This is a genomic window from Flagellimonas iocasae, assembly GCF_042682725.1.
Classification (GTDB): domain Bacteria; phylum Bacteroidota; class Bacteroidia; order Flavobacteriales; family Flavobacteriaceae; genus Flagellimonas; species Flagellimonas iocasae.
The window spans coordinates 482,699-504,000 of record NZ_JBHUHU010000005.1; the positions used below are offsets into that span (position 1 = coordinate 482,699).

Below are 21,302 nucleotides of genomic sequence, written 5' to 3' on the forward strand. Positions count from 1 at the left end.
CATACTGGCAACTTCAAAGTTCAGTCATCTTGTCCAAGCGGCCATGGTTTCAGTTGTATGTTCCTTAAGGATAAACTACTTTAATTTCATATGAATGAACATTACCTGGGTTTACCTATTCCGAGTTATCCCAAACCATGGGTGACCATAAAAAAAGGGGCCCGTTGGCAGACCCCTCAAAATATGCCATTCAATCCTCAATGGTCTTGGCCTTCTGCTCCAGGACAACCACCCTTTCCTTGATTCGAGCTTCACGCTTATGACGACTTTCGGCATAGGTTAGTTCAATACCCGAAATCTTATCCTTGTAAAAGGTTTGCATTGCCCCATAAAAGGATTGGTTGGTCAGGTCATTGGTGTGGTTGCTTTCCCCAAGGTGCACTTGCCGGGTCAACAGGAACCGTAGCAGTCTGTAGAAAGTCTCCTTTTTGAAGTCTTGTTTAAACCGGGTGACCAACTCTTCACTGGACAATTGGGAATCCTCCCCAAAGAAATCCTTAAAATATTCACTTTGGTCATAATATCCGATATTGTTTTCGAACAGTGAGATGGAAATGGCCACCATTTCATCCGTGGACAATGGTTTCTTTCGATCAATATAATCCGTATCCCGGATCATGTCCACCACTTCCTTGAACTGGTTGTTGTTCTCGATCTGTTTTTTTCGCAATTCCCTTGCATTGATCTTGATGATCTGCTCCTCCGGGGTACATTCCGACATCTTTCTTTTCTCCAAAGGTTTTGCACTTGAAATTTCATCATTGACTTGCTCCCTGAACTTCACAAAAATGGGCTGGGTCAAATAGGTATCTGTTTCCAATAGGACACCCTTTTCAAAGCCATGGCCCAAGGCATTGTCCCATGCTTCATTTTCCTCGTTAAAGGATTCCAGGGCCTCGGTCAAAAATTCCCCCAACTCTTCCTCGGTATATTCAAAGTGACTGTATTCTTCCCTAATGGATTCCAAGGTTGGTTTTAGAGGTTCTTTTAAAATTTCCAGTTCATTGGTCAAATGCACCTCTAGACCCTCTTTTTCCATTTGGGCCATGACCCATTGGTTCCGTTCCTCGTCCACCCAATATTTGCTGATGTTGGGCATCAGTTTCAATCCCTCCTTTTTCACTCTTTTCAAGAGTTTCATAAAGGTCTTGGTCTTTTTGTTCTCAAAACAGGAGGTTCGGGTACAGACCATCTTCCCTTCCCCAAAAAGGTTCCCCTGATTGGCAGCATTGAAGGGACACACATCGCATGCACCAGCTTTGGGCACCAAAGACTTGTCGGTCACATCGAAACAGGCCCTGGTCAAATCATAGGTCCGGCTCTCTATCATACGTTTGATTCGGTGGGCCTGAAAATCACCTTCCAGGCTTTCAAACATTAACTGCTGCTCCGCAGGTTCCATTAGCGCCACAGCGACCCCCATGGTCAAGGTCATTTCCCCGCTTCGAACAAAGGCCTTAAATCCCTCGATCAAACCGGCCAATTTGATGCGCTGCCGGACATAATTCTCCGAACGGCCCAGACGCTTGGAAATCTCCCCAGGTTCATATCGGTCCAACAGAAACTGGATAGCCTCGGCCTCCTCTGTGGGTTCCACATCCTTTCGTTGCAGGTTCTCAATGATCTGGACTTCCAGGACATCCGCATCTACATAGTCCCTTACCATGGCAGGGATAGTAGTCAACCCTGCCAATTTACTGGCTCGAAACCGTCTTTCACCCATGACGATGATATAGTTGTCATCAGATTTTCTAACCGTGATGGGTTGTAAAACACCGTGCTCAGCAATACTCTGTGCCAAACGATTGAGACTGTGTTCATCAAAGGTTTTCCGGGGTTGGGCCGGGTCTGGTGAAACCAAACCGATTTCCAACATCTGGATCTGCGGAACACTATCCACTTTTCCTACAATTTTGGATTGTTTAGATTTTGAAGGTTTTCCGTTACCTCTTTTTCGCGTAGCGCTCTGTTTTGTTTGTGCTTCCATGATTTTTGGATTTTGGTTAAACAATATTTGAGCGCAAACCAAGCGGAAGACAAAGTTTTGGAGCGGCAAGGAAACGGAATAAACAGTGACGAGATGGAACGGTTTTATGCCGTCCCTTGTCCGACAAACAGTTTGCGAGCTTAACTTTCAAAAAGATTGGTAACTGTAATTATTTCATTGCAGAATCGGAAAAATATCCTATTTAAACTTTCTAATTACATTAAATCCAGCACTAAACTGACATTAAGGTTCAAATAAAGAGAAATATAATTATCCCAAATCGAACCTACACTTGAAATCCATATCTTTATGCTGAAAGTCCAATCGACTTGAATTGCGTTCAAAATAGACGTCAACAATTCGGTCAACAGATTTTGCAAGGTCTTAAAATCCTTTAAATATAAGGCTTGCGGTCACAGGTTTGAATCCTGCCGCGGTCACGAATAAATAGTTCAATTCGAAAAAACGCCAAGCTTGCTTGAGCGTTTTTTTGTTTGGGCTATTTTCAAAGCGGAGCGTTCCTGGAGAGGCAAAGCCAATCCTGCCACCACTGGCTAGCCATACCGAACAAACAAAAACCCTGCAAAATCGGTAAGATTGCAGGGTTTTCTGCTTTTAGTCAAAGTTGATCTTCAAAAAAGAAGCTATTATTCAAAAAAAGGTATTCCCGGTGAAGCATATTTTCGCATTGCTTCCTCATTGATTTCCACACCAATTCCTGGTTTATCCGGTAGGGGTATGTAACCGTCCTTGGTTAAAAAATCCCCATCAAAATTGACAATTTCCTTGTACATTTCATTCTCGTGGAAGTAAATCTGCCATTCAAGGATAAGAAAGTTGGGGACAGCCGCACAGACATGCGCGGAAGACACCGCTCCAAGGTATGAGGCAACCATGTGAGGAGCAAAAGGAATATTATAGGTGTTGGCCATATTGGCAATGCGCAATGCTTCGCCCAAACCGCCACATTTTTGAAGGTCTGGCATAATTATGTCCACTGCACCAATTTCAAAGGGATGTCTAAACCCATACGTCAAGTACCAATTTTCACCGCCGCAAATCGGGGTGGTAGTCGATTCACGAATGCGTGCATACGACTCAGGAACCTCAGCAGGCACTGGTTCCTCCAACCACATAAGATTGTAGGGTTCCAAAGCTTTGGCTATTTTCATACCCGAAGCTTCATCAAATCTACCATGACAATCCACACAAATATCAATGTTGGGGCCCACGGCCTCGCGAACCGCAGCGATTTGGGCTTCCATTCGTCGTAATTCCGGGATACTCACACTCCAATTGTACATGTCCAATTTATTGGGGTCTTGGCGATCGTCAATATCAAATTTTACGGCGGTGAAACCATATTTGTCTACATCTTCCTTAGCTCTTCTGCCCATCTCCGTGGGTTCAAGACGACTTCCTGCCGTATCGCAGTAAACTCTAATTTTATCACGAAATTTCCCGCCCATCAATTGGTAAACGGGTAATCCCAGGGCCTTGCCTACCAAGTCCCACAAAGCTGTTTCCAAGGCTGTCATTACACAGACATACATGCCCGCTTGGGCTCCTTTAAAGAGACCTCCTCTTCTCATTTCTTCCTGAAGTCGATTAATGTTCAATGGATTTTGACCAATCAAGTGGTTTTTAGCCAAGTGATGCACCACATGATAGGTTCCGTAAACACCATCAACACCCTGACCATGCCCAACGATGTCCTGATTTGTATAAATCTTCACAAAAAGGCTGTGCTCATTGCGGATGTACCCGCATTTCACCGCGGTGATCTTAAGATCGGATGGTGCTGATGATTTTGGTGTTCTTTCAATAGAGGATGCCAACCCATCATAGTTTGTGGCCAACATCGCGCCAGTGATGCCTAATGTAGTCTTTGACAAAAAAGAACGGCGCGACGACTTTTTGTCATTAGACGAAGTAAATAATTTCATTGATTTTGATTTTAACTTTGATTTTGATTTGTACTAAATATACTAAAAAAGGAAAACTGATTTTCAATGGAATAGCAGCACATGTGAGCCGTTATGAATATCTAGTTAAAAAGGAAGCTTTTCAGGAAGGGATGAGACAATCTGCAACTACTGGAGACTTCTAGTAAATCATTTTTTTCTCCAATACATAATCATCCATCACGTATCCATTGCCAATATCCTGAACAATGGAATCAACGTTGATGAATCCCATTTTTTCATAGGCTGTAATGGAATTGGAGTTGTATTTATTTACGGTCAGTTGTATTTTGGGAATAGCATTTTCTTTTGCTTTGGATTCAATATAGGCAAGTGCTGTTTTAGCAATTCCATTTCCCCTCGCTGATTTTAGCACGTATAATTTGCTCAGAAAAAGAAAGTCTTCATTGATGGTAAAGGAAAAATAACCCACAAATGCCTCATTAAACTTTAGGAGACAATATTGGATTCCCTTTTCCATCTGATCCTGAATCGCCAAGGCCGACTGAAATTTTTCCAACATATACGTAACCTGCCCCTCCCCAATAATTGAAATGTAATGCTCCATCCAAATAGTCGCCGCCAAGTCAGCAGTAATTTTGACCTCCGAAGCTGTTTTTACGGGTATAATGTTCGTCATTGCATAAAATTAAATCACGATTACCAAAATACGGGAAAACCTAGTACAAAAAAACGCCCCAATTGGGGCGTCTCTTTACATGGATTTTATGTTCCGCTTAAAATTTATCCATTTCAGCTTGCAAATTGAACTACATCTTTAGCCGCATGAACAATTCATGGGTGTTGTGGTCCAATCCGTCAATGGAATTCTGCAATGAAGTTTCATAGGCGTAGCCCAAATTGAAACCATTGCTCACATTGAATAGGAACAATCCGCTGATACTCTCATCAAATCGATAAGAGGCCCCAAATTCAAACTTTTCCCCAAAATCCAAAATTCCGGTCAACTCCAAAGACATGGGGGAAGCATCTACATAACGGAACATTCCCATGGTCTTCAGATCCAAGGTTCGTCCCAAAAGAAAGGTGTATCCTCCACTGAGGTAGGCATGCCTACGGTCGGCTCCCAAATAAGCATTGCCATTGCGCTCCTGCATACGGTCCGGGGTCAACAATTTTGGCGCGGACAACGATACAAAGTATCGGTCATGCTTTAAATAGGCTCCGGCGCCCACGTTTGGTGTAAACCGACTCTCATAATTCATAAGGGCACCATCTTGACCCACGCCATAGGTAACCAACCCATCGGTATTGGCATCATAGGAGTTTGCACTTCCCTTGATACCAAAATACAAACGGTGTTCCTCATCCAAATCAACGAAGTAAGAAACATCAATGGCCATCCAGGTCTGTTGCTCAATAAAGGTACGGTCGTTAAGAATGGACACTCCAAGCCCCACATTTCTACCTACAGGCATACCAAAAATAGCACTCTGACTTTCAGGTGCACCTTCCACTCCGGCCCATTGGCTCCGAATTCCCAAAGAGAATTCGGCTGCCTCAGAGCTTCCGGCAAAAGCCGGATTGTAAATGTTCATGTTATAGCGGTAAAAGGTATAGTTTGGGTCCTGCTGGGCATTGGCCGACATGGACAGTACCAAAACCGCTATCAGTATTTGAAATTTATTGATGAAATTCATGTCTTTATTTTTGTGTTTTTTGTCGTGTTGATTTTTTAATAATTGATGAATATCCAGCCTTGCAATGGTGCGCTACCATCACCTAGGTCAATGATATAGAGGTAAGACCCTGCAGGAAGTTTTTCACTTCTGTTTTTGTAGAATCCTTCCCAATCATTTCGATAGGATTGAACAGCAAACACTTCGTGGCCCCATCGGTTATAGACGGATACCCTGTTGTTTGGATAGTTATCGATTCCAGGGATGACCCAAGCATCATTGTTACCATCACCATTGGGGGTAAAGGCCTGAGCGGGAACCAACTTTGGTTCGTCACTGGTTGGGAACGCATCATCGCCATCCGAAACACCATCATTGTCATCATCATCATCCATGCTATCTGGAATTCCATCACCATCTGTATCCAATGGTGTACTTGAAGCATCCGTAGGGTCCGTGCCTTGTTCTATTTCAACCTCATCGGAATACCCATCTCCATCATCATCGGTATCGGCGTTATTTCCAATGCCATCACCATCGGTATCGGTATCCTCATTGGCGTCATTTGGGAAGGCATCTTCACTGTCTGGAATGCCATCGTTGTCATCATCTGTATCGACATTGTCACCAAGACCATCACCATCATTGTCAATATCGGTGATACCATCGTTGTCATCATCATCGTCCGCATTATCACCAACACCATCTCCATCTGCATCAGAGTCTTCATTAGGATCAAACGGGAAAGCATCTTCGTCGTCTGGAGTACCATCATTATCGGCATCATTGTCTGCATTGTCCCCTGTTCCGTCACCATCGGTATCGGTATCCTCTGCTGGGTCTTTCGGGAAAGCATCCTCTGAATCAGGGGTACCATCGTTGTCATCGTCGTCATCGGCATTGTCCCCGGTTCCATCACCATCGGTATCGGTATCCTCTGCTGGGTCTTTCGGGAAGGCATCCTCTGAATCTGGGGTACCGTCATTGTCATCATCGTCATCGGCATTATCACCGGTTCCGTCACCATCGGTATCGGTATCCTCAGTGGAATCTTTCGGGAAAGCATCCTCATCATCCGGAGTACCGTCATTGTCATCATCGTCATCGGCATTGTCCCCGGTTCCGTCACCATCGGTATCGGTATCCTCTGTTGCATCTTTTGGGAAAGCATCCTCTGAATCCGGGGTACCATCGTTGTCATCATCGTCATCGGCATTATCCCCTGTTCCATCACCATCGGTATCGGTATCCTCTGTTGAATCTTTCGGGAAAGCATCCTCTGAATCTGGTGTACCATCGTTGTCATCGTCATCATCGGCATTATCGCCAGTTCCGTCACCATCGGTATCGGTATCTTCTGTCGGGTCTTTCGGGAAAGCATCCTCATCATCTGGGGTACCATCGTTGTCATCGTCATCATCGGCATTATCGCCGGTTCCATCACCATCGGTATCGGTATCCTCGGCGGGGTCTTTTGGGAAGGCATCCTCTGAATCCGGGGTACCATCGTTGTCATCGTCGTCATCGGTATTGTCCCCCGTTCCGTCACCATCGGTATCGGTATCTTCTGTCGGGTCTTTCGGGAAAGCATCCTCATCATCTGGGGTACCGTCGTTGTCATCGTCGTCATCGGCATTGTCCCCAGTTCCGTCACCATCGGTATCGGTATCCTCTGCTGGGTCTTTCGGGAAGGCATCCTCATCATCTGGTGTACCATCGTCGTCATCATCATCGTCCAAATCATCTGGGATTCCATCGCCATCGGTATCTTGGGCGGCGGCGACATCTGCAGTATAGGTAGCACTACTCAATGCATCATCGCCATCTTTTACCTTGAAGGAAAAGGAAGCATAGCTTGCTCCATATTCACCTGTCTCGGTGGTATAGGTCAATAGGGTAATATCATCAATCATGTCATTGACTGCTACTGGAGTGCCATTGTAAACCAAGGTTCCTTTTGCGGGTAGCGAAATAATCTGAATGCCATTGAATGCATCACTTGGATCATCATCGGAAAAGATAAAGTCACCTGCAGCGAATGTATATGCAACATCTTGAATGACATCAACGGAAATGTTGCCACCTTCGGGGGCGTCATTTACATTGTTGATGCTGAACGAAACCGTAACCTTTTCTGAGAAAGAAACAGCATCTTCAAAGTTGTAGGTAAAGCTATCCGAACCAGACTCGTCACCATTGTGCTCATAGGTAAATGTACCATCGGCATTGAAGGTAAACGATGCCGCATAGGATGGGTTTGTGATGATATGGTACACCAAATCGTCACCATCCACCTCAACATCATTAGTGGAAACATCCCCATTAAAGGTTCCGTTTTCATCCAAATTAAAGCTATCGGCGTTTGCGATAGGAGCATCATCCACTGGTAAAATGGATAATGTAATATTGGCGGTTACTTTTTGACCTTGATCATCCAACTCGTAGGTCACAGTATCGGTTCCATTTTCGTTGGCATTGGGGGTGTAAACCACTTGATTGCTTCCATTAACCACAGCAACACCTTTGGTACCTTGGGCGGTAATTGTTACGGTTGGGGTAGCACCAGTATCGTACACATCATTGTACAACACATCAATAGGGTCTGATGGGGTGTCTTCATCCAAAATGGCCAAGTCGTCATCAGCACTTACCACAAGCGTAATATCGTAAGGTCCAAAGGAAGCTGTACCCACATTACCGGCATTATCCTTAACCTCGGCATGAATGTACCATCCAGAACCTCCGGTGTTGAAGGATACTTTTTTGGATTGACTATTGCTCCATGAAGTCCAAGCTGCGTTATCCGTAGCCGGTGGAGTAGCGCTTTGTACTTTTGCGAAGCGCTGCACATCAAAACCACTACCGCCATTTTCGTCTTGGAAGACCAATTGAATATCGGTATCGGTATCCACATTTCCACTTGAAGGATTAGCAGTAATTGTAGGCAACGTGTTATCGTCCACAATGGTAAGGGTTCTATAAAATGGTTCTGACCATACGCCCGTATTGGTTTGGGTACGTAGACTGATAATGTAATCAGCAGACAGGTTATTGTACGCTGAAAAATCGGTCATTGGAGTCGAAGCATTGTAAATTTCGGTATCCGATGGGTCCCCTTCGCTGTTGTAAGTGCGTTGGGTCACAATCCACTCTTGGGTTGATAACGGTCTTCCATAAGGGTCAACGGAATTGTCCTCAATGGCGATGGTCATATTACCGGTATAGGTATTGATCAAATCGGGTTGAATATTGAACTGGGCAATAGGTAAATCGGTTGCTCCTCCAGAACCTGCGGTTTTTTCCACATAGATGCTGGTTGGACTACTCCAGGTTCCTTGATGGTCCTGAACGCGAAGCATCACCAAATACTGGCCATCGGAAACTGAGTTTTTATCGAACTGCCCATCAATCCAATCATTGGTTGAGGTAGCGTCAACTGCCTTCCATTTCCATTCGGATTGGGCAATACCATTATTGGAACCACCATCCAAATCATAAGAGGTATTGTTGATGAATCCCGTGTCATTACTATAGGTAAAACTGGCTACCGGCTTACGGTGGAAAAACAATGTGGTCGGAGCCGTTGGCATTTCTTCAAAAGTGAAGGTATACTTACCGGGTTTTTCATAAAACTCAGGTACATCTTCCAAGAACAAACCACTCCAGGAAACGCGACCTGTATTGTTTTCAAAATAGGTTTCGTCATGGGTTATTTTCCATCGACCACTCGGGTAGCTTGCATTGGCAGTATTGTTTTTTAACTGGGCGGGATCTACATCAATTTCAACAGAGGTTCCTGCGATAAAAAATTCTCCGGCACTTACGGTACCGAACAAGTATTGCTCATAAATGTATTGCGCCATATCGTCAATCCAAGTGGACCAACTTCCGGAATCTCTATTGATAAATGTACCTTGGTTATTGTTCTGGGTGACAAAACGCTCAAACTGGGCTTCATTGGTATTGGTACCCCAGCCAATGTAGTGGATATCCTCGTTGATGGTTCGCATTAAGATTTCGGATAAATCAGTATTACTATCAAAATCCGCAACTTCTAGGTCATCCAAGTTTACATTGAATCGCAAGGCGCTGTTTCTCCATTGCGGTTCCCTAAGCACATCTTTAAAAGCGCGCAATTCCAACTTCTCAATATTGATGTCCTTGAAATAGGCTCCTGATTGCTCGTGTACATAGAAACCGTAACTTCCTTGGGAATGGGAGCTATCGTCAAAATTGAAGGCTTCAACCCAATCGGAACCGGCACTACCGCCACCACCTCTACGGGAAACCTTGATATTGTCCCCATTCATATCAATCTTGAAATCTATGGTCTGACCGTTGAAGTAGGCCGCGAACATGTCTGTACGGTTTCCGTTCCAACCATAGGTTGCGGAACCGGAGTTTCCACTGTTGGTATTGAGTGCCAAAACAGATATTGACCCATTTTGAACTTTGATGATGGCTTCCGCAGGGTCACCATCGCTTCCGTAACCACTGATATTACCACAAGCAGAGTGGTTGTCTATGATATAGGCATAAAAGTTTTGATTGTCTTCTTTTCGGAAGATGAATCCCACCTCGCCGTGGGCATAGGGTGCTTCACTTAGTCCCCAAGTGGCGGAAATGGAACCATCGGCAATATCCCCAGTGGGATCATACATGGCAAAACCCCAGCCGTAGGAGGTATATCTTCCTACAAAATCTGCAATGATTCGGTTGGTGCCAGAATCAAAGTGGAAATAATTTCCGCTGTAGGTATTGTGCACGGGAGGTTCAGTCCCGTTAAAGTTCATTTTGCTCCAGCTGTTGAAAATGTCGCTGGCATCAGCTTGGTCTGAAGAGATGGAGCTTCGTTGAAAGGCTTCCACCCGTAATTTTCCCAAAGGAATTCCTTTAAGGTGCATGGCTTGTTCCAAATCTGCCTCAAAGGTGGACAGGTCCAGGTTGGCCGACCCAACGGTCACCATTACGTCGACATTGGGTCCCTGTTGCACGGTCATATCAACCGTTTGGGCCTGAGTGGTTCCAAACAGTAGAACTAGTGCAAAAAGTGATAGTAGACTTTTTAAATTTTGTTTCATGATGGTTGGTCTATTGTAATATTGAATTATGGATTGGTTGATTCATTGTAGTGTGGTCGAAGTCCACATCGGCACCAAAAACGGAACTACACTGCGTAGGTACCGCAATGTTCATGTATGCCTTGTCGCTGATTTTTTTCAGCAAGGACAATCCCTCTGGGTTTGAGCCGAGGTTACAATCGTAAATAAGAAGTTGCAGGTGTGTTCCTTGGTAAAGTCCTTCCATCATGGAAAGCTCAAACTCTTGGTCCACCGCGTTCGAGTCATACGTTTTACCACCAAGCTGTATCGCATTGTAGCTTGTATTTGCAAACAAATGAATTGCTTGGGCAGTACGGTTCTGCTCCAAATACGTTCGGATGGAATTCCAAGGGTTTCCCGTAGAAGGAACCTCAATTATGGAAGCACCTGATGGAAGATTATCCATCACCTGTTGTTTTTGAGCATACTCGGAATCAATGATGACCACATCTTCCGATTGGGCAAAAAGGCCCTGAATTAAAAAGGCAAATAGGAAAAAAAATAGTGAAAAAGCTTTCCTGTACATTAGATTTCTCATTGGTCTGTTATTTTGGATTTTAGGTTTATTCATTCAGTTTAGGTTTGGTGCCACATTCAGGAAAAATTGGACATAGAAAGGTCAGGCCTCCTGAACAGAAGCATTTCACAGGGTGTCCCAAATTCAATTATGATGGAGGGACATCAGTAAAAAATTGAAAAATTCTTTCGTGTAGTGTCTAGTAGATCTCTCTCATAAATGGGAACTTTTTAAATCGTTTTTTTTGCTGTAGTAAACCGGTCATTTTCTTACAACAAAACATTTTCAAATTGTAAAGCTTTTCTTAATCTTCTCCTTAGAAACGGAGGGTATATATTCTTATTTTAAGAAATCGTTCCGCTAATTGATAAATATCAATTTGGTTTCATTTTCTTACAACATGAAGACGTATTGTAAGTCATGAAAAGTAATATGGAAAGAAAGAATTTGGTTTTCTACTTTGCAGATAACTAGCCTATTGGAAGGTCTGAAAACCTCCGAAGCCCACCATTAGTGGTATTTGGTGAAAAAACGGTTATTTTTTTTCCTTTAACAGTCTGGACAAGGTCTCTGGTCTCATTGCCAAAAATGAGGCCAAATGCTTCTTGGGGATTCGTTCTGCGATTTCGGCTTTGGTGTTTTCCAAGAAAAACTCCAGTCTTTTACCGGCGTTGGGTATTCTTGCCAAATACACCCGATGTTCGGCCAATACGTAGTATTGTTCCAGCATTATCCGATAAATCTGACGTAGTTCGGGAAAATTGTTGAGGCAGTACTTGTAATCATCATATTCCAAGTAATCGCAATGGGTATCCTCCAGGGCTTGAATATATTCCCGGGTTTTTTCATGCTTAAAAAACCCTGTAATCGACGTAAAAATTTCATTCTCGGAATCTATCCACGTAGTGATGTCCATATCTTCGCTCACAAAATAGCCCCGCACCAATCCCTTTTTAATGAGGTATAGTTTATCACAAATTTCACCCTCCTTACTGATGATTTCATTTTTTTTGAATGAACAGTTCTTGATATTGTTCATCAAAAAGGTTTTTAGACTTGGACTGAGGGGATAGATAGCATTTAGGTAAAATATAATGAAGAGGTTCTTCTCGTTTTTTTGGTTAGAAGACATTTAAATTGAGGTTTAAAGAGGTTTTGGCCAAATAGCTCAGAAATGGAGTGATAATTTTCAGCTCCAATCATCTATTTAGCACGATTGTCCGTTTTTTGTTGTTCTTGATTTCCTTTCAAAAATACCCACAACATTAGTCGACAAAAAATGATAATTGTTATATTTTTTGTCAGAAAATTTTTATTGTAACAGAGTGTGAATCTTTTCGAATTCGAATTTACAATAATTTGAAACAGGTTTTAAAATATTGTTTTTCAATTACTTGTTAACCTATTTTGCTTACCTTTTTAACGAATTAACAGCAGAACAAAAATCACCTAGACAAACTTCAACCAATGAAACGAACACTATTATTTGGGCTATTGGCCGTGTCTCTTTTGGGATTCAAATCGAACATAGGGCCATTTGAAAAAGTAGACATTTATGGAAAATATGGGATTTTTGACCATCAAATCAATATTGGGGAGCCTGCGCTAAAGGGCAATGTTCAGTATAATGCGGATAGCCAGGAATACACCATTGAAGGTTCGGGATTTAATATGTGGGCGGATGATGACCAATTTCAATACCTCTACAAATCCATTCAAGGGGATTTTATCCTTCGTGCACGGGTGAAATTCATTGGGGATGGGGTTGACCCGCATCGTAAAATTGGTTGGATAGTCCGCAACAACCTACAGGGCGATTCGCCCCATGTAAACGCCTCTATACACGGTGATGGGCTTACCTCATTGCAATACCGCAGGGAAACCGGTAGTGAAACAGAGCAGATTGTTTCAACCGATGTAGCTCCCGATGTGGTTCAGTTGGAGCGAAGAGCCGGCGTTTATTACATGTCAACCGCCAAATTTGGGCAACCGTTTACCACAGTGGAACTCAAAGATGTAAACCTTAGAAACGAAGTTTTTGTGGGGCTTTATGTGTGCTCACACAATCCTGAGGTGATGGAAAAAGCTGTTTTTTCCAATGTTCGTATCATAAAACCTGCCGCTCCCGATTTTAGACCTTATAGGGACTATATCGGCAGTGTTATGGAAATTATGAATGTGGAAACTGGGAATCGAAAGATGTTGTTCACTTCGGCGCATTCCATCCAGGCGCCCAATTGGGTGAATCAGGATAAAGAATTGGTCTTTAATTCCAATGGCTTTTTATACCGCTATTTGTTTGAAACGGATGAAATTTCCCAAATCAATACCGGTTTTGCTGTCAACAATAACAACGACCATGTGTTTTCTTTTGATGAAAGTATCTTGGGTATCAGCAATCATAATCAGGATGACAATGGACTTTCCTCCATTTATTTGATGGACCCAAAAGGCGATTCGCTTCCCAAAAAAATTACCAAGGATGGTGTTGGCGTGTCCTACCTCCACAGCATATCGCCAGACAATAAACGTATTATATTCACCGCTCAACGTAAAGGCAAATTTGATATTTATGGAGTGGATTTGGATACGGGCAAGGAAATCCAAATCACCGACACCGAGAATCTTGATGATGGTTCTGAATATTCCCCTGATGGCAAATACATCTATTTCAATTCAAACCGAACAGGGAATATGCATCTGTGGCGCATGGATGCAGACGGAAGCAATCCCGTACAATTGACCAATGACCCTGCTTTCAAGGATTGGTTCCCTCATATTTCTCCAGACGGAAAGTGGATTGTGTTCATATCCTTCCCTCCCACCATTGGTTTTGGGGAGCATCCATTTTACCAAAATTGCACTTTGCGTTTAATGCCCGCAGAGGGAGGAACTCCAAAAATAGTAGGGTATCTTTACGGGGGTCAGGGTACTATAAATGTCCCCAGTTGGGCGAAGGACAGCAAGCATATTGCGTTTGTAACGAACAGCGACTAACTCCAAAATCGTTAAGGGCCTCGAAAAATCGAATCCAACTTCGTCTTGGAATCCTTTAGTTCCTTTTCCAAACGTTGATTCTCCTGAATATACTGCTGGTTGAGTTGTTCCATGCGCCGTTCAAACTCATCTGCGGGGACGTAGTCGGGTTCCAGGAATGAGCTATTTAAAATGCTGATCAACGTGAACAAAAAGCTAATGGCAATGGCAGAAATGAGAACAATGAGCAACATTTTTTCCTTTTTGAATCCGGGTGAACTCCTTTTCAGGAGCTTTTTTTCGTCCTTGCTCAATTTTCGATTGTTGGAGAGCTGCTCCAGAAACACATCCCACTTCTCTTCCTCTTTGACATACATATCCTTAAAGCCACCATCCTCTAGAAAATCCTCCGTACTTGGCGTAGAGGCCAGCATGAAAATATCCATTCCATTGCCGCTCATGACATCCAAAAGCTCTGGGTCGTAGTCTTGTATTTCCTTAATCAGCCTTTCCACAAACTGGAGGCTATAATTGGGACGCAGAAACTCATCGTACAGTGTCTGAATTTCAAAATAGTCACTGCGCTCCAGAGCATATTCCAAAAAACGGTCTTTTAATTCGGCCTTAAAGAATTCGCTCATTCCTGAAAAAGAAAATTAGGTGTTGGTTTTTTAGTGGTATTGATGTTGATACAAATTTAGAATATATATGCCCTGTAATCGGTAATTTCAATGTAAAGAATTTATCACCTTGAAATAAACAGTCTTAAAACTTGGGATGATGCTTTTTTTGGTTTACAGCCTATCAGAATATCAAAAAAATACACTGGAATTACATTAGACAATCTCAGCGCTCAGTCCAGCCTGCAACAACTGGGAGCATTTGGGCTTTAGATAGGAATATTCCCCAGTCTTAACGGTGCATTTGCCGTTGTAATGTACAATAAGGGAACATTGTTCTGCCTGTTCCGGAGTATGTTCGCACACATCTATCAGTGTTTCAATGACGTGGTCAAAGGTGTTCACATTGTCATTAAAAAGTACAATCTCATTTTGGTTTACCGTCTCCTCTTCCAGAAGAAGGTCTTCCAAGCCTTTTTCTTTTGTGCCCATAATCGTGGAGTTAATGCCTTTCTAATTTACATATTTTACTGAAATCCAGCGGTTCTTCTCCAGCTTTTTTTCAAATTCCAAACCATTGGCCTTACATTTTGAAGAAATTGCATCCAAATCGTCCAAATAAAATCCACTTAGAAAAAGTTGACCGTTCGAATTAAGACATAGTGCATAAATGGGAATGTCTTCCAACAATATATTTCGGTTGATATTGGCCAGAATAACATCGTACTTTTTGCCTTTTAGCAAGCTACTATCACCTTGAAAAGCTTGAATCTCAGGGCAATTATTTCGCTCCACATTTTCCAGGGTATTTAAAAAGCACCATTCATCAATATCGATGGCATCCACAGATCCAGCGCCTCGTTTTTTAGCCAAAATGGCCAATACCCCGGTACCACAACCCATATCCAATACCGATTTCCCTTCAAAATCGTTTTCAAGGATGTGTTCCAGCATCATGTGGGTGGTCTCGTGGTGACCCGTTCCGAAACTCATTTTGGGTTCAATGACAATGTCGTATTCCACATCAATTGATTTATGGAAAGGCGCCCGGACCATACACCTATCCCCCACTGTGATGGGATGGAAATTCTTTTCCCACTCCGCATTCCAGTTTTGTTGCTCAATTTCTTTGCTGGTCCAGGTAATTTCAAAATCAGGGTGTTCCAGAATGAACAAGTCATCCAGAACACCTTCATTCCATTCTTCTTTAAGGATATAGGCCAACACACCCGAATCGTTCTCCACAAAACTTTCGAACCCGGCTTCACCCAGTTCCGCGATGAGAATATCTGTTGCGGGTTGGAGTGGGTTTACTTTGAAATCGTACTCAAGATACACCAGTGCCATGGCGTGTGCTTAAATGGCAGCTATAATGGCCGCAAAATCATCCGATTTCAAGGAAGCTCCTCCTATCAATCCACCATCCACATCTGGTTTTGAGAAAATGTCTGAAGCATTGTCCGGCTTTACACTACCTCCATATAAAATGGAAACCTCATCAGCTATGGAAGCATCATACGCCGATGCAATGGTTTTTCTGATAAAGGCATGCATTTCTTGGGCTTGCTCAGGTGAAGCGGTTTCGCCGGTACCGATGGCCCAAACGGGTTCATACGCCAAAATGATGCTCTTCCACGCCTCTGCATCCAAATCGAAAAGGGCATTTTTCAACTGGCTTTCCACTACGGAGAAATGGTTATCCGATTTGCGGTCTTCCAACTCTTCGCCAAAACAGAAAATGGTCTTCATTCCTTTTTCTATGGCTGTTTTCACTTTTTTGGCCAAAAGTTCATCGGTTTCACCAAAATAGGCGCGGCGCTCAGAGTGACCAAGAATAACAATGTCCACATCGATGTTCAGAAGCATATCCGCTGAAATCTCACCGGTATAGGCACCACTCTCAGCGAAATGCATGTTCTGGGCAGCCACTTGGATAGTAGATGCTTGAAGGCTTCTTTTCGCAGCAGCCAAATTCACAAAGGTGGGTGATACGATAACTTGTGCTTTGGTATCGGGCAGTTTGGCGGAAAGTTCGGCCAACAAGGCTTCTGTTTCCTCCATGTTCTTGTTCATCTTCCAGTTTCCTGCCACTATTTTTGTTCTCATGTTGTTTGGTTTTCTTGTGTTCTATGATTAAAATGTAAGTTCGTCAACGTCGTTGTAATGTACTTTTTGCTTGATGGTGCCTCGCTCCAAAACCAACACGGCCGGATTGGACCGGACGATGGTTTTTAGGGTTGTTTCATCGGTAAAATAGAAATCAAATGGTAAATTGTATTGCTGCTCCACCTTGTTGGCCAATGCATCATTTGATGCCGACATACCAATTACTTTATATCCTTTTTCCTTGGCTTTTGCGGTAACTTCAGCCACTTCCGAAAAGGCTTCGTAGTTACTTTTGGCCAAATCATAAGCAATCACCATCACCAATTTGTCCTCATTTAACAGTTCAAAGGCAAAATCCTGCCCTTCTTTTTCGATAGTAAAATCGTGAATTGGTGGTTCATAGCCTTTTTGAATGAGAGTAGTTTCCACATCCACAAATTCGCCATCCACTGAGGGGTAATCCCCATTGGTAACATAAATTTGGCCCTCTCCATTTACCTTGAATCGCCAGGCATATTCGTATATGGGCTCTGGAGCATCCTCAGGAACCGTCATTCCTTCTTCAATATTGGCTCCAATTTTATAAGGTCGAAAATCTACGGAGGGCAAATGGTTCAACACATGGTTGGCGAACAAAATACAAGCCAATAGGGCGACTCCACCCACAATCCAGTTGGTTTTTGTATTGAATAGCGGTGTGATGTATTTCTGTCCGTAAAACAAAATCAATATCAGCACCAATAAAATCACATCTTTGGTGAAGGATTCCCACGGCGTAAGTTTCACGGCGTCGCCAAAACAACCGCAATCCGTTACTTTATTAAAGTAGGCCGAATAAAAAGTGAGGAAGGTGAAGAAAACAATCATGGCCAAAAGGCTCCACACGGTAAACTTAGGTTTGAATCCTATCAATAGAAGGACACCCAATATCACCTCAACAATGACGACAAAAATGGAAATCGCCAAAGCTATGGGTTCCAAAAAGGGCAAATCCAGTACGCCAGGGCTAAAATATTCTTCCAATTTAAACGAAAACCCCACAGGGTCGTTCAATTTGATGAGTCCACTGATGATGAACAACACCCCAACTAGGATCCTTGAAATCCAAACTAAATATTTCATGCTTTTTCAAAATATATTCCAACTTAGCAACAACCTTAATCTGACACAAATCACACGAATTTTCACCAATGCGTTGATGGTTATAGATATGATATGTGATTTGCAAAAAACTCAACAGTCTTCCTGTCTTGGTTCTTGACTCTTTCCTCTTTTCTCTTTTCTCCTAAATACTAATTCCCTTACTATCCAATTTGGTTTTTGTCATTTGGAGTTTAAATGTATCAACGCAAAAACAGCATAATTGACCATATCTTGATAATTGGCGTCCACACCCTCACTTACCAAGGTAGCCCCTAGATTATCCTCAATCTGTTTTACCCGAAGGACTTTTTGCAGAATCAAATCTGTCAAGGAACTTACCCGCATATCGCGCCAAGCTTCTCCGTAATCGTGGTTCTTGTCTTCCATCAATTTTTTGGTGATAGCCACTTCCTTGTCATATAGTGCAATGGCCTCCTCAGCTGTCAAATCCGGCTGTTCCACAATACCTTTCTTTATTTGGATGAGCGCCATTATGGAATAGTTGATGATTCCAATGAACTCGGATTGCTCTCCCTCATCTACTTTCCGAACAGCATTCTGTTGTAAACTTCGAATACGCTGTGCCTTGATGAAAATCTGGTCGGTAAGGGATGGAAGTCGCAAAATCCGCCATGCGGTACCATAGTCTTGCGCCTTTTTTAAGAATAATTCCCGGCAGGTATGGATCACCGCATCATATTGTTGGGAAGTCTGCTGCATGTATTGTTGCTAATTTGCGTAAATTTCGTCCAAATGAGCGTGCTAAAAAAGCACTTTGCCAAAGATAATGAAACGCAAACGAAGCAGGTATTCTTTATGACCATAAACTGCAAAGGAGAACTTATAGACCTATCCGTACCCAAAGTAATGGGCATTTTGAACCTTACCCCTGATTCTTTTTATGATGGCGGAAAATACAAGGACGAAGCTGCTATTCTGAAACAAGTTGAGAAAATGCTGGAAGATGGCGCTTCGTTCATTGACATGGGCGCTTATAGTTCCCGGCCCGGTGCCGAACATGTTGATGAGACGGAGGAACTCAAACGGATGCTTCCGATTGTGGAGTTGATTCTTAGCCATTTTCCAGACACTTTAATTTCCGTGGATACTTTTAGAAGTAACGTAGCTGCAGAAAGTTTGGAACGGGGTGCGGCCATCATCAACGATATTTCCGCGGGAAATTTGGATGCCGAAATGTTCAACACCATTGCCCAATATCAGGTTCCTTATATTATGATGCACTTGAAAGGCACACCACAGTCCATGCAAAAGGAAATTATTTATGATGATCTGATTAAGGACCTTCGGTTTTATTTTTCGAAAAAAATGGAAGAAGCTACTTCAAAAAAAATAAATGATATCATCCTAGACCCTGGATTTGGCTTTGCCAAGACCACAGAACAGAACTATACGCTTTTAAACCATCTGGACCTCTTTAAAACTTTTGAAGTCCCCCTCCTCATCGGATTAAGTCGAAAATCCATGATCTATAAAATTTTGAATTCCAACCCGAAAGAGGCACTGAACGGCACCACCACCCTGCACACTATTGCGCTTTTAAAAGGTGCAAACATTTTACGGGTCCATGATGTAAAAGAAGCTGTGGAATGTATTAAACTTGTGGAAGCGTTGAAAGCAAACGCACTGTAATTTTTGATTCTCCTATTTTTGCTAATTTTACAAAAACACCGCGGTTGGAATTTTTAAATTTTCTCGAGTTTAAGATTACAGACATCATAGACATTGTGCTCGTGGCCGCGCTGCTCTATTATATCTACAAACTGGTTAAGGGTACGGTAGCGATCAACATTTTTATTGGGATTGTGATTGTCTGGGCCTTGTGGAAACTCACAGAGCTCCTCCAAATGAAAATGATCAGCAGTATGGTCGGTGGGTTCATGAACATTGGACTTATTGCCTTGATCATTGTGTTTCAACAAGAGATACGGAAATTTTTATTGATGATCGGTTCCACCAATTTTGCCTCCAAACGGAATTTTATCCGACATTTTAAATTTTTGAAACAGGAGGCTGTCCCTACCGTTACGGATGTAGAGTCCATTGTGGCGGCTTGCGAACGTATGGGCAGTACCAAAACGGGGGCAATCATTGTGATTGAACGCAATAATTCCCTGGATTTTATAAAATCCACTGGGGATGCCATGAACATTGAAATCACCCAACCCATCTTGGAAAGTATCTTTTTTAAAAACAGTCCGTTGCATGATGGTGCTGCCGTGGTTCAGGATAATTTTATTACGGCCACGCGGGTAATTCTTCCCGTTTCCAATGACCGAAACATCCCCCTCCGATTTGGCCTTCGACATCGGGCCGCTGTGGGCATCACTGAAAAAACGGATGCCATCTGTTTGGTGGTCAGCGAGGAAACCGGCTCCATTTCCTATATAAAAAATGGAGAGTTTGTTCCTTTTAAAACTTCGGAAGAGCTTGTCCAATTCATCAAAAAGGATTTGGGATAAATGAACTGCAAGAATTGCCATACCAATCTTAGGTCGGATTTTAGTTATTGTCCCGCCTGCGGTGGTAAGGTCATTCGCAATAGGCTCAGTTTGAAAAATGTCTGGGAGGATGTAAGCTTTCAGGTCTTTAATTTGGACAACACTTTGGTCAAAACTTTCCGTCATCTCTTTACGCAACCCGAGGCTGTCATCAATGGTTACATTTTGGGGACCCGAAAAAAATACATGAATCCCATCAGCTATTTTGCCATTGCCATCACCTTGGTGGGAGTTTTGTTTTTCATGCTTCGAAATGTATATGAAATTGACCTTATGCAGGGAGCCATTGCCGGTAGTGGGGATACTCCTAATATGGATTTTGTGTTCGACTATCAAGCGCTCATTACCTATTTGATGGTCCCCATGTATGCTTTAATGAGTTGGTTCCTTTTTTTCGACCAAAAAAAATTGAATTACACGGAGCATGTGGTTGCCAATACGTATATAACAGGACAGGTTTCTTTTGTTCAGGTGTTGGTTTGTATACCGCTGTTTGGATTGCTGGACATTAGGTATGACCTTTTCACCTGGGTTTACTTAATTCTTACCATAACCTACCAGTTCTATGTGTTCAAAAAAATATACCAAATTGGTTTTTGGAGCACTTTTCTCCGCGGATTCATCTACCTCCTGCTCTTCGTTATCCTTATGATGGTCATTGGAACCGTTATTCTTTTGGTTTCCATGGCAACCGGACGAATATCCCTAGAGGATTTTAGGACATAAGA

At 42.8% G+C, this 21,302-nt stretch carries 17 protein-coding genes; 4 read left to right on the forward strand and 13 right to left on the reverse strand.

Annotation, left to right across the window (positions count from 1 at the left end; all coding sequences use genetic code 11):
• Positions 1-190: 190 nt before the first annotated feature.
• From ACFSJE_RS16210 to ACFSJE_RS16240, 7 genes are all read right to left on the reverse strand, one after another.
• On the reverse strand, positions 191-1,987 hold the full coding sequence (locus ACFSJE_RS16210; protein ID WP_379831913.1) for a ParB/RepB/Spo0J family partition protein: 1,797 nt from the start codon (positions 1,985-1,987) through the stop codon (positions 191-193).
• Between the two features lie 647 nt (positions 1,988-2,634).
• Complete coding sequence (locus tag ACFSJE_RS16215; RefSeq protein ID WP_379831914.1) at positions 2,635-3,933, reverse strand: mandelate racemase/muconate lactonizing enzyme family protein; 1,299 nt, start codon at positions 3,931-3,933, stop codon at positions 2,635-2,637.
• A 160-nt stretch (positions 3,934-4,093) separates the two neighbouring features.
• Entirely contained in the window at positions 4,094-4,591 is a 498-nt protein-coding gene (locus ACFSJE_RS16220) for a GNAT family N-acetyltransferase (protein WP_379831915.1), read from the reverse strand.
• Between the two features lie 130 nt (positions 4,592-4,721).
• Positions 4,722-5,612, reverse strand: a complete 891-nt coding sequence (locus ACFSJE_RS16225; protein ID WP_379831916.1) for a PorP/SprF family type IX secretion system membrane protein — start codon at positions 5,610-5,612, stop codon at positions 4,722-4,724.
• A 35-nt stretch (positions 5,613-5,647) separates the two neighbouring features.
• On the reverse strand, positions 5,648-10,672 hold the full coding sequence (locus tag ACFSJE_RS16230) for a T9SS type B sorting domain-containing protein (RefSeq protein ID WP_379831917.1): 5,025 nt from the start codon (positions 10,670-10,672) through the stop codon (positions 5,648-5,650).
• 10 nt (positions 10,673-10,682) lie between these two features.
• Complete coding sequence (locus tag ACFSJE_RS16235) at positions 10,683-11,231, reverse strand: DUF4347 domain-containing protein (RefSeq protein WP_379831918.1); 549 nt, start codon at positions 11,229-11,231, stop codon at positions 10,683-10,685.
• A 514-nt stretch (positions 11,232-11,745) separates the two neighbouring features.
• Positions 11,746-12,249 (reverse strand): Crp/Fnr family transcriptional regulator, encoded by a 504-nt coding sequence (locus ACFSJE_RS16240; RefSeq protein ID WP_379831919.1) that lies wholly within the window; start codon positions 12,247-12,249, stop codon positions 11,746-11,748.
• A gap of 428 nt (positions 12,250-12,677) precedes the next feature.
• Between ACFSJE_RS16240 and ACFSJE_RS16245 the strand changes: the two genes are divergently transcribed.
• Complete coding sequence (locus ACFSJE_RS16245; protein ID WP_379831920.1) at positions 12,678-14,207, forward strand: TolB family protein; 1,530 nt, start codon at positions 12,678-12,680, stop codon at positions 14,205-14,207.
• A gap of 11 nt (positions 14,208-14,218) precedes the next feature.
• Here ACFSJE_RS16245 and ACFSJE_RS16250 read toward each other — a convergent pair whose 3' ends face one another.
• The 6 genes from ACFSJE_RS16250 to ACFSJE_RS16275 all read right to left on the reverse strand — a co-directional run bounded on the left by ACFSJE_RS16250 (position 14,219) and on the right by ACFSJE_RS16275 (position 18,775).
• Positions 14,219-14,827 carry a hypothetical protein gene (locus ACFSJE_RS16250; RefSeq protein ID WP_379831921.1) on the reverse strand — a complete coding sequence of 203 codons (609 nt, stop codon included), beginning with the start codon at positions 14,825-14,827 and terminating at the stop codon, positions 14,219-14,221.
• 195 nt (positions 14,828-15,022) lie between these two features.
• Entirely contained in the window at positions 15,023-15,298 is a 276-nt protein-coding gene (locus ACFSJE_RS16255; RefSeq protein WP_379831922.1) for an ATP-dependent Clp protease adaptor ClpS, read from the reverse strand.
• A gap of 21 nt (positions 15,299-15,319) precedes the next feature.
• Positions 15,320-16,153 (reverse strand): 50S ribosomal protein L11 methyltransferase, encoded by an 834-nt coding sequence (gene prmA, locus ACFSJE_RS16260; RefSeq protein ID WP_379831923.1) that lies wholly within the window; start codon positions 16,151-16,153, stop codon positions 15,320-15,322.
• A 9-nt stretch (positions 16,154-16,162) separates the two neighbouring features.
• Positions 16,163-16,912 carry a triose-phosphate isomerase gene (gene tpiA / locus ACFSJE_RS16265; protein WP_379831924.1) on the reverse strand — a complete coding sequence of 250 codons (750 nt, stop codon included), beginning with the start codon at positions 16,910-16,912 and terminating at the stop codon, positions 16,163-16,165.
• A gap of 27 nt (positions 16,913-16,939) precedes the next feature.
• Entirely contained in the window at positions 16,940-18,034 is a 1,095-nt protein-coding gene (locus tag ACFSJE_RS16270) for a BT_3928 family protein (protein ID WP_379831925.1), read from the reverse strand.
• Positions 18,035-18,235: 201 nt separating this feature from the next.
• Complete coding sequence (locus ACFSJE_RS16275) at positions 18,236-18,775, reverse strand: DUF1599 domain-containing protein (protein WP_379831926.1); 540 nt, start codon at positions 18,773-18,775, stop codon at positions 18,236-18,238.
• A 96-nt stretch (positions 18,776-18,871) separates the two neighbouring features.
• Between ACFSJE_RS16275 and folP the strand changes: the two genes are divergently transcribed.
• From folP to ACFSJE_RS16290, 3 genes are read left to right on the forward strand one after another with little or no spacing between them, the layout of a single operon-like run.
• Entirely contained in the window at positions 18,872-19,705 is an 834-nt protein-coding gene (gene folP / locus ACFSJE_RS16280; RefSeq protein ID WP_379832305.1) for a dihydropteroate synthase, read from the forward strand.
• Positions 19,706-19,749: 44 nt separating this feature from the next.
• A complete protein-coding gene (cdaA, locus tag ACFSJE_RS16285) occupies positions 19,750-20,535 on the forward strand; it encodes a diadenylate cyclase CdaA (protein WP_379831927.1) in 786 nt (261 codons plus the stop codon).
• Positions 20,536-21,300 (forward strand): DUF3667 domain-containing protein, encoded by a 765-nt coding sequence (locus tag ACFSJE_RS16290; protein WP_379831928.1) that lies wholly within the window; start codon positions 20,536-20,538, stop codon positions 21,298-21,300. It abuts the gene before it with no gap.
• Positions 21,301-21,302: the final 2 nt, after the last annotated feature.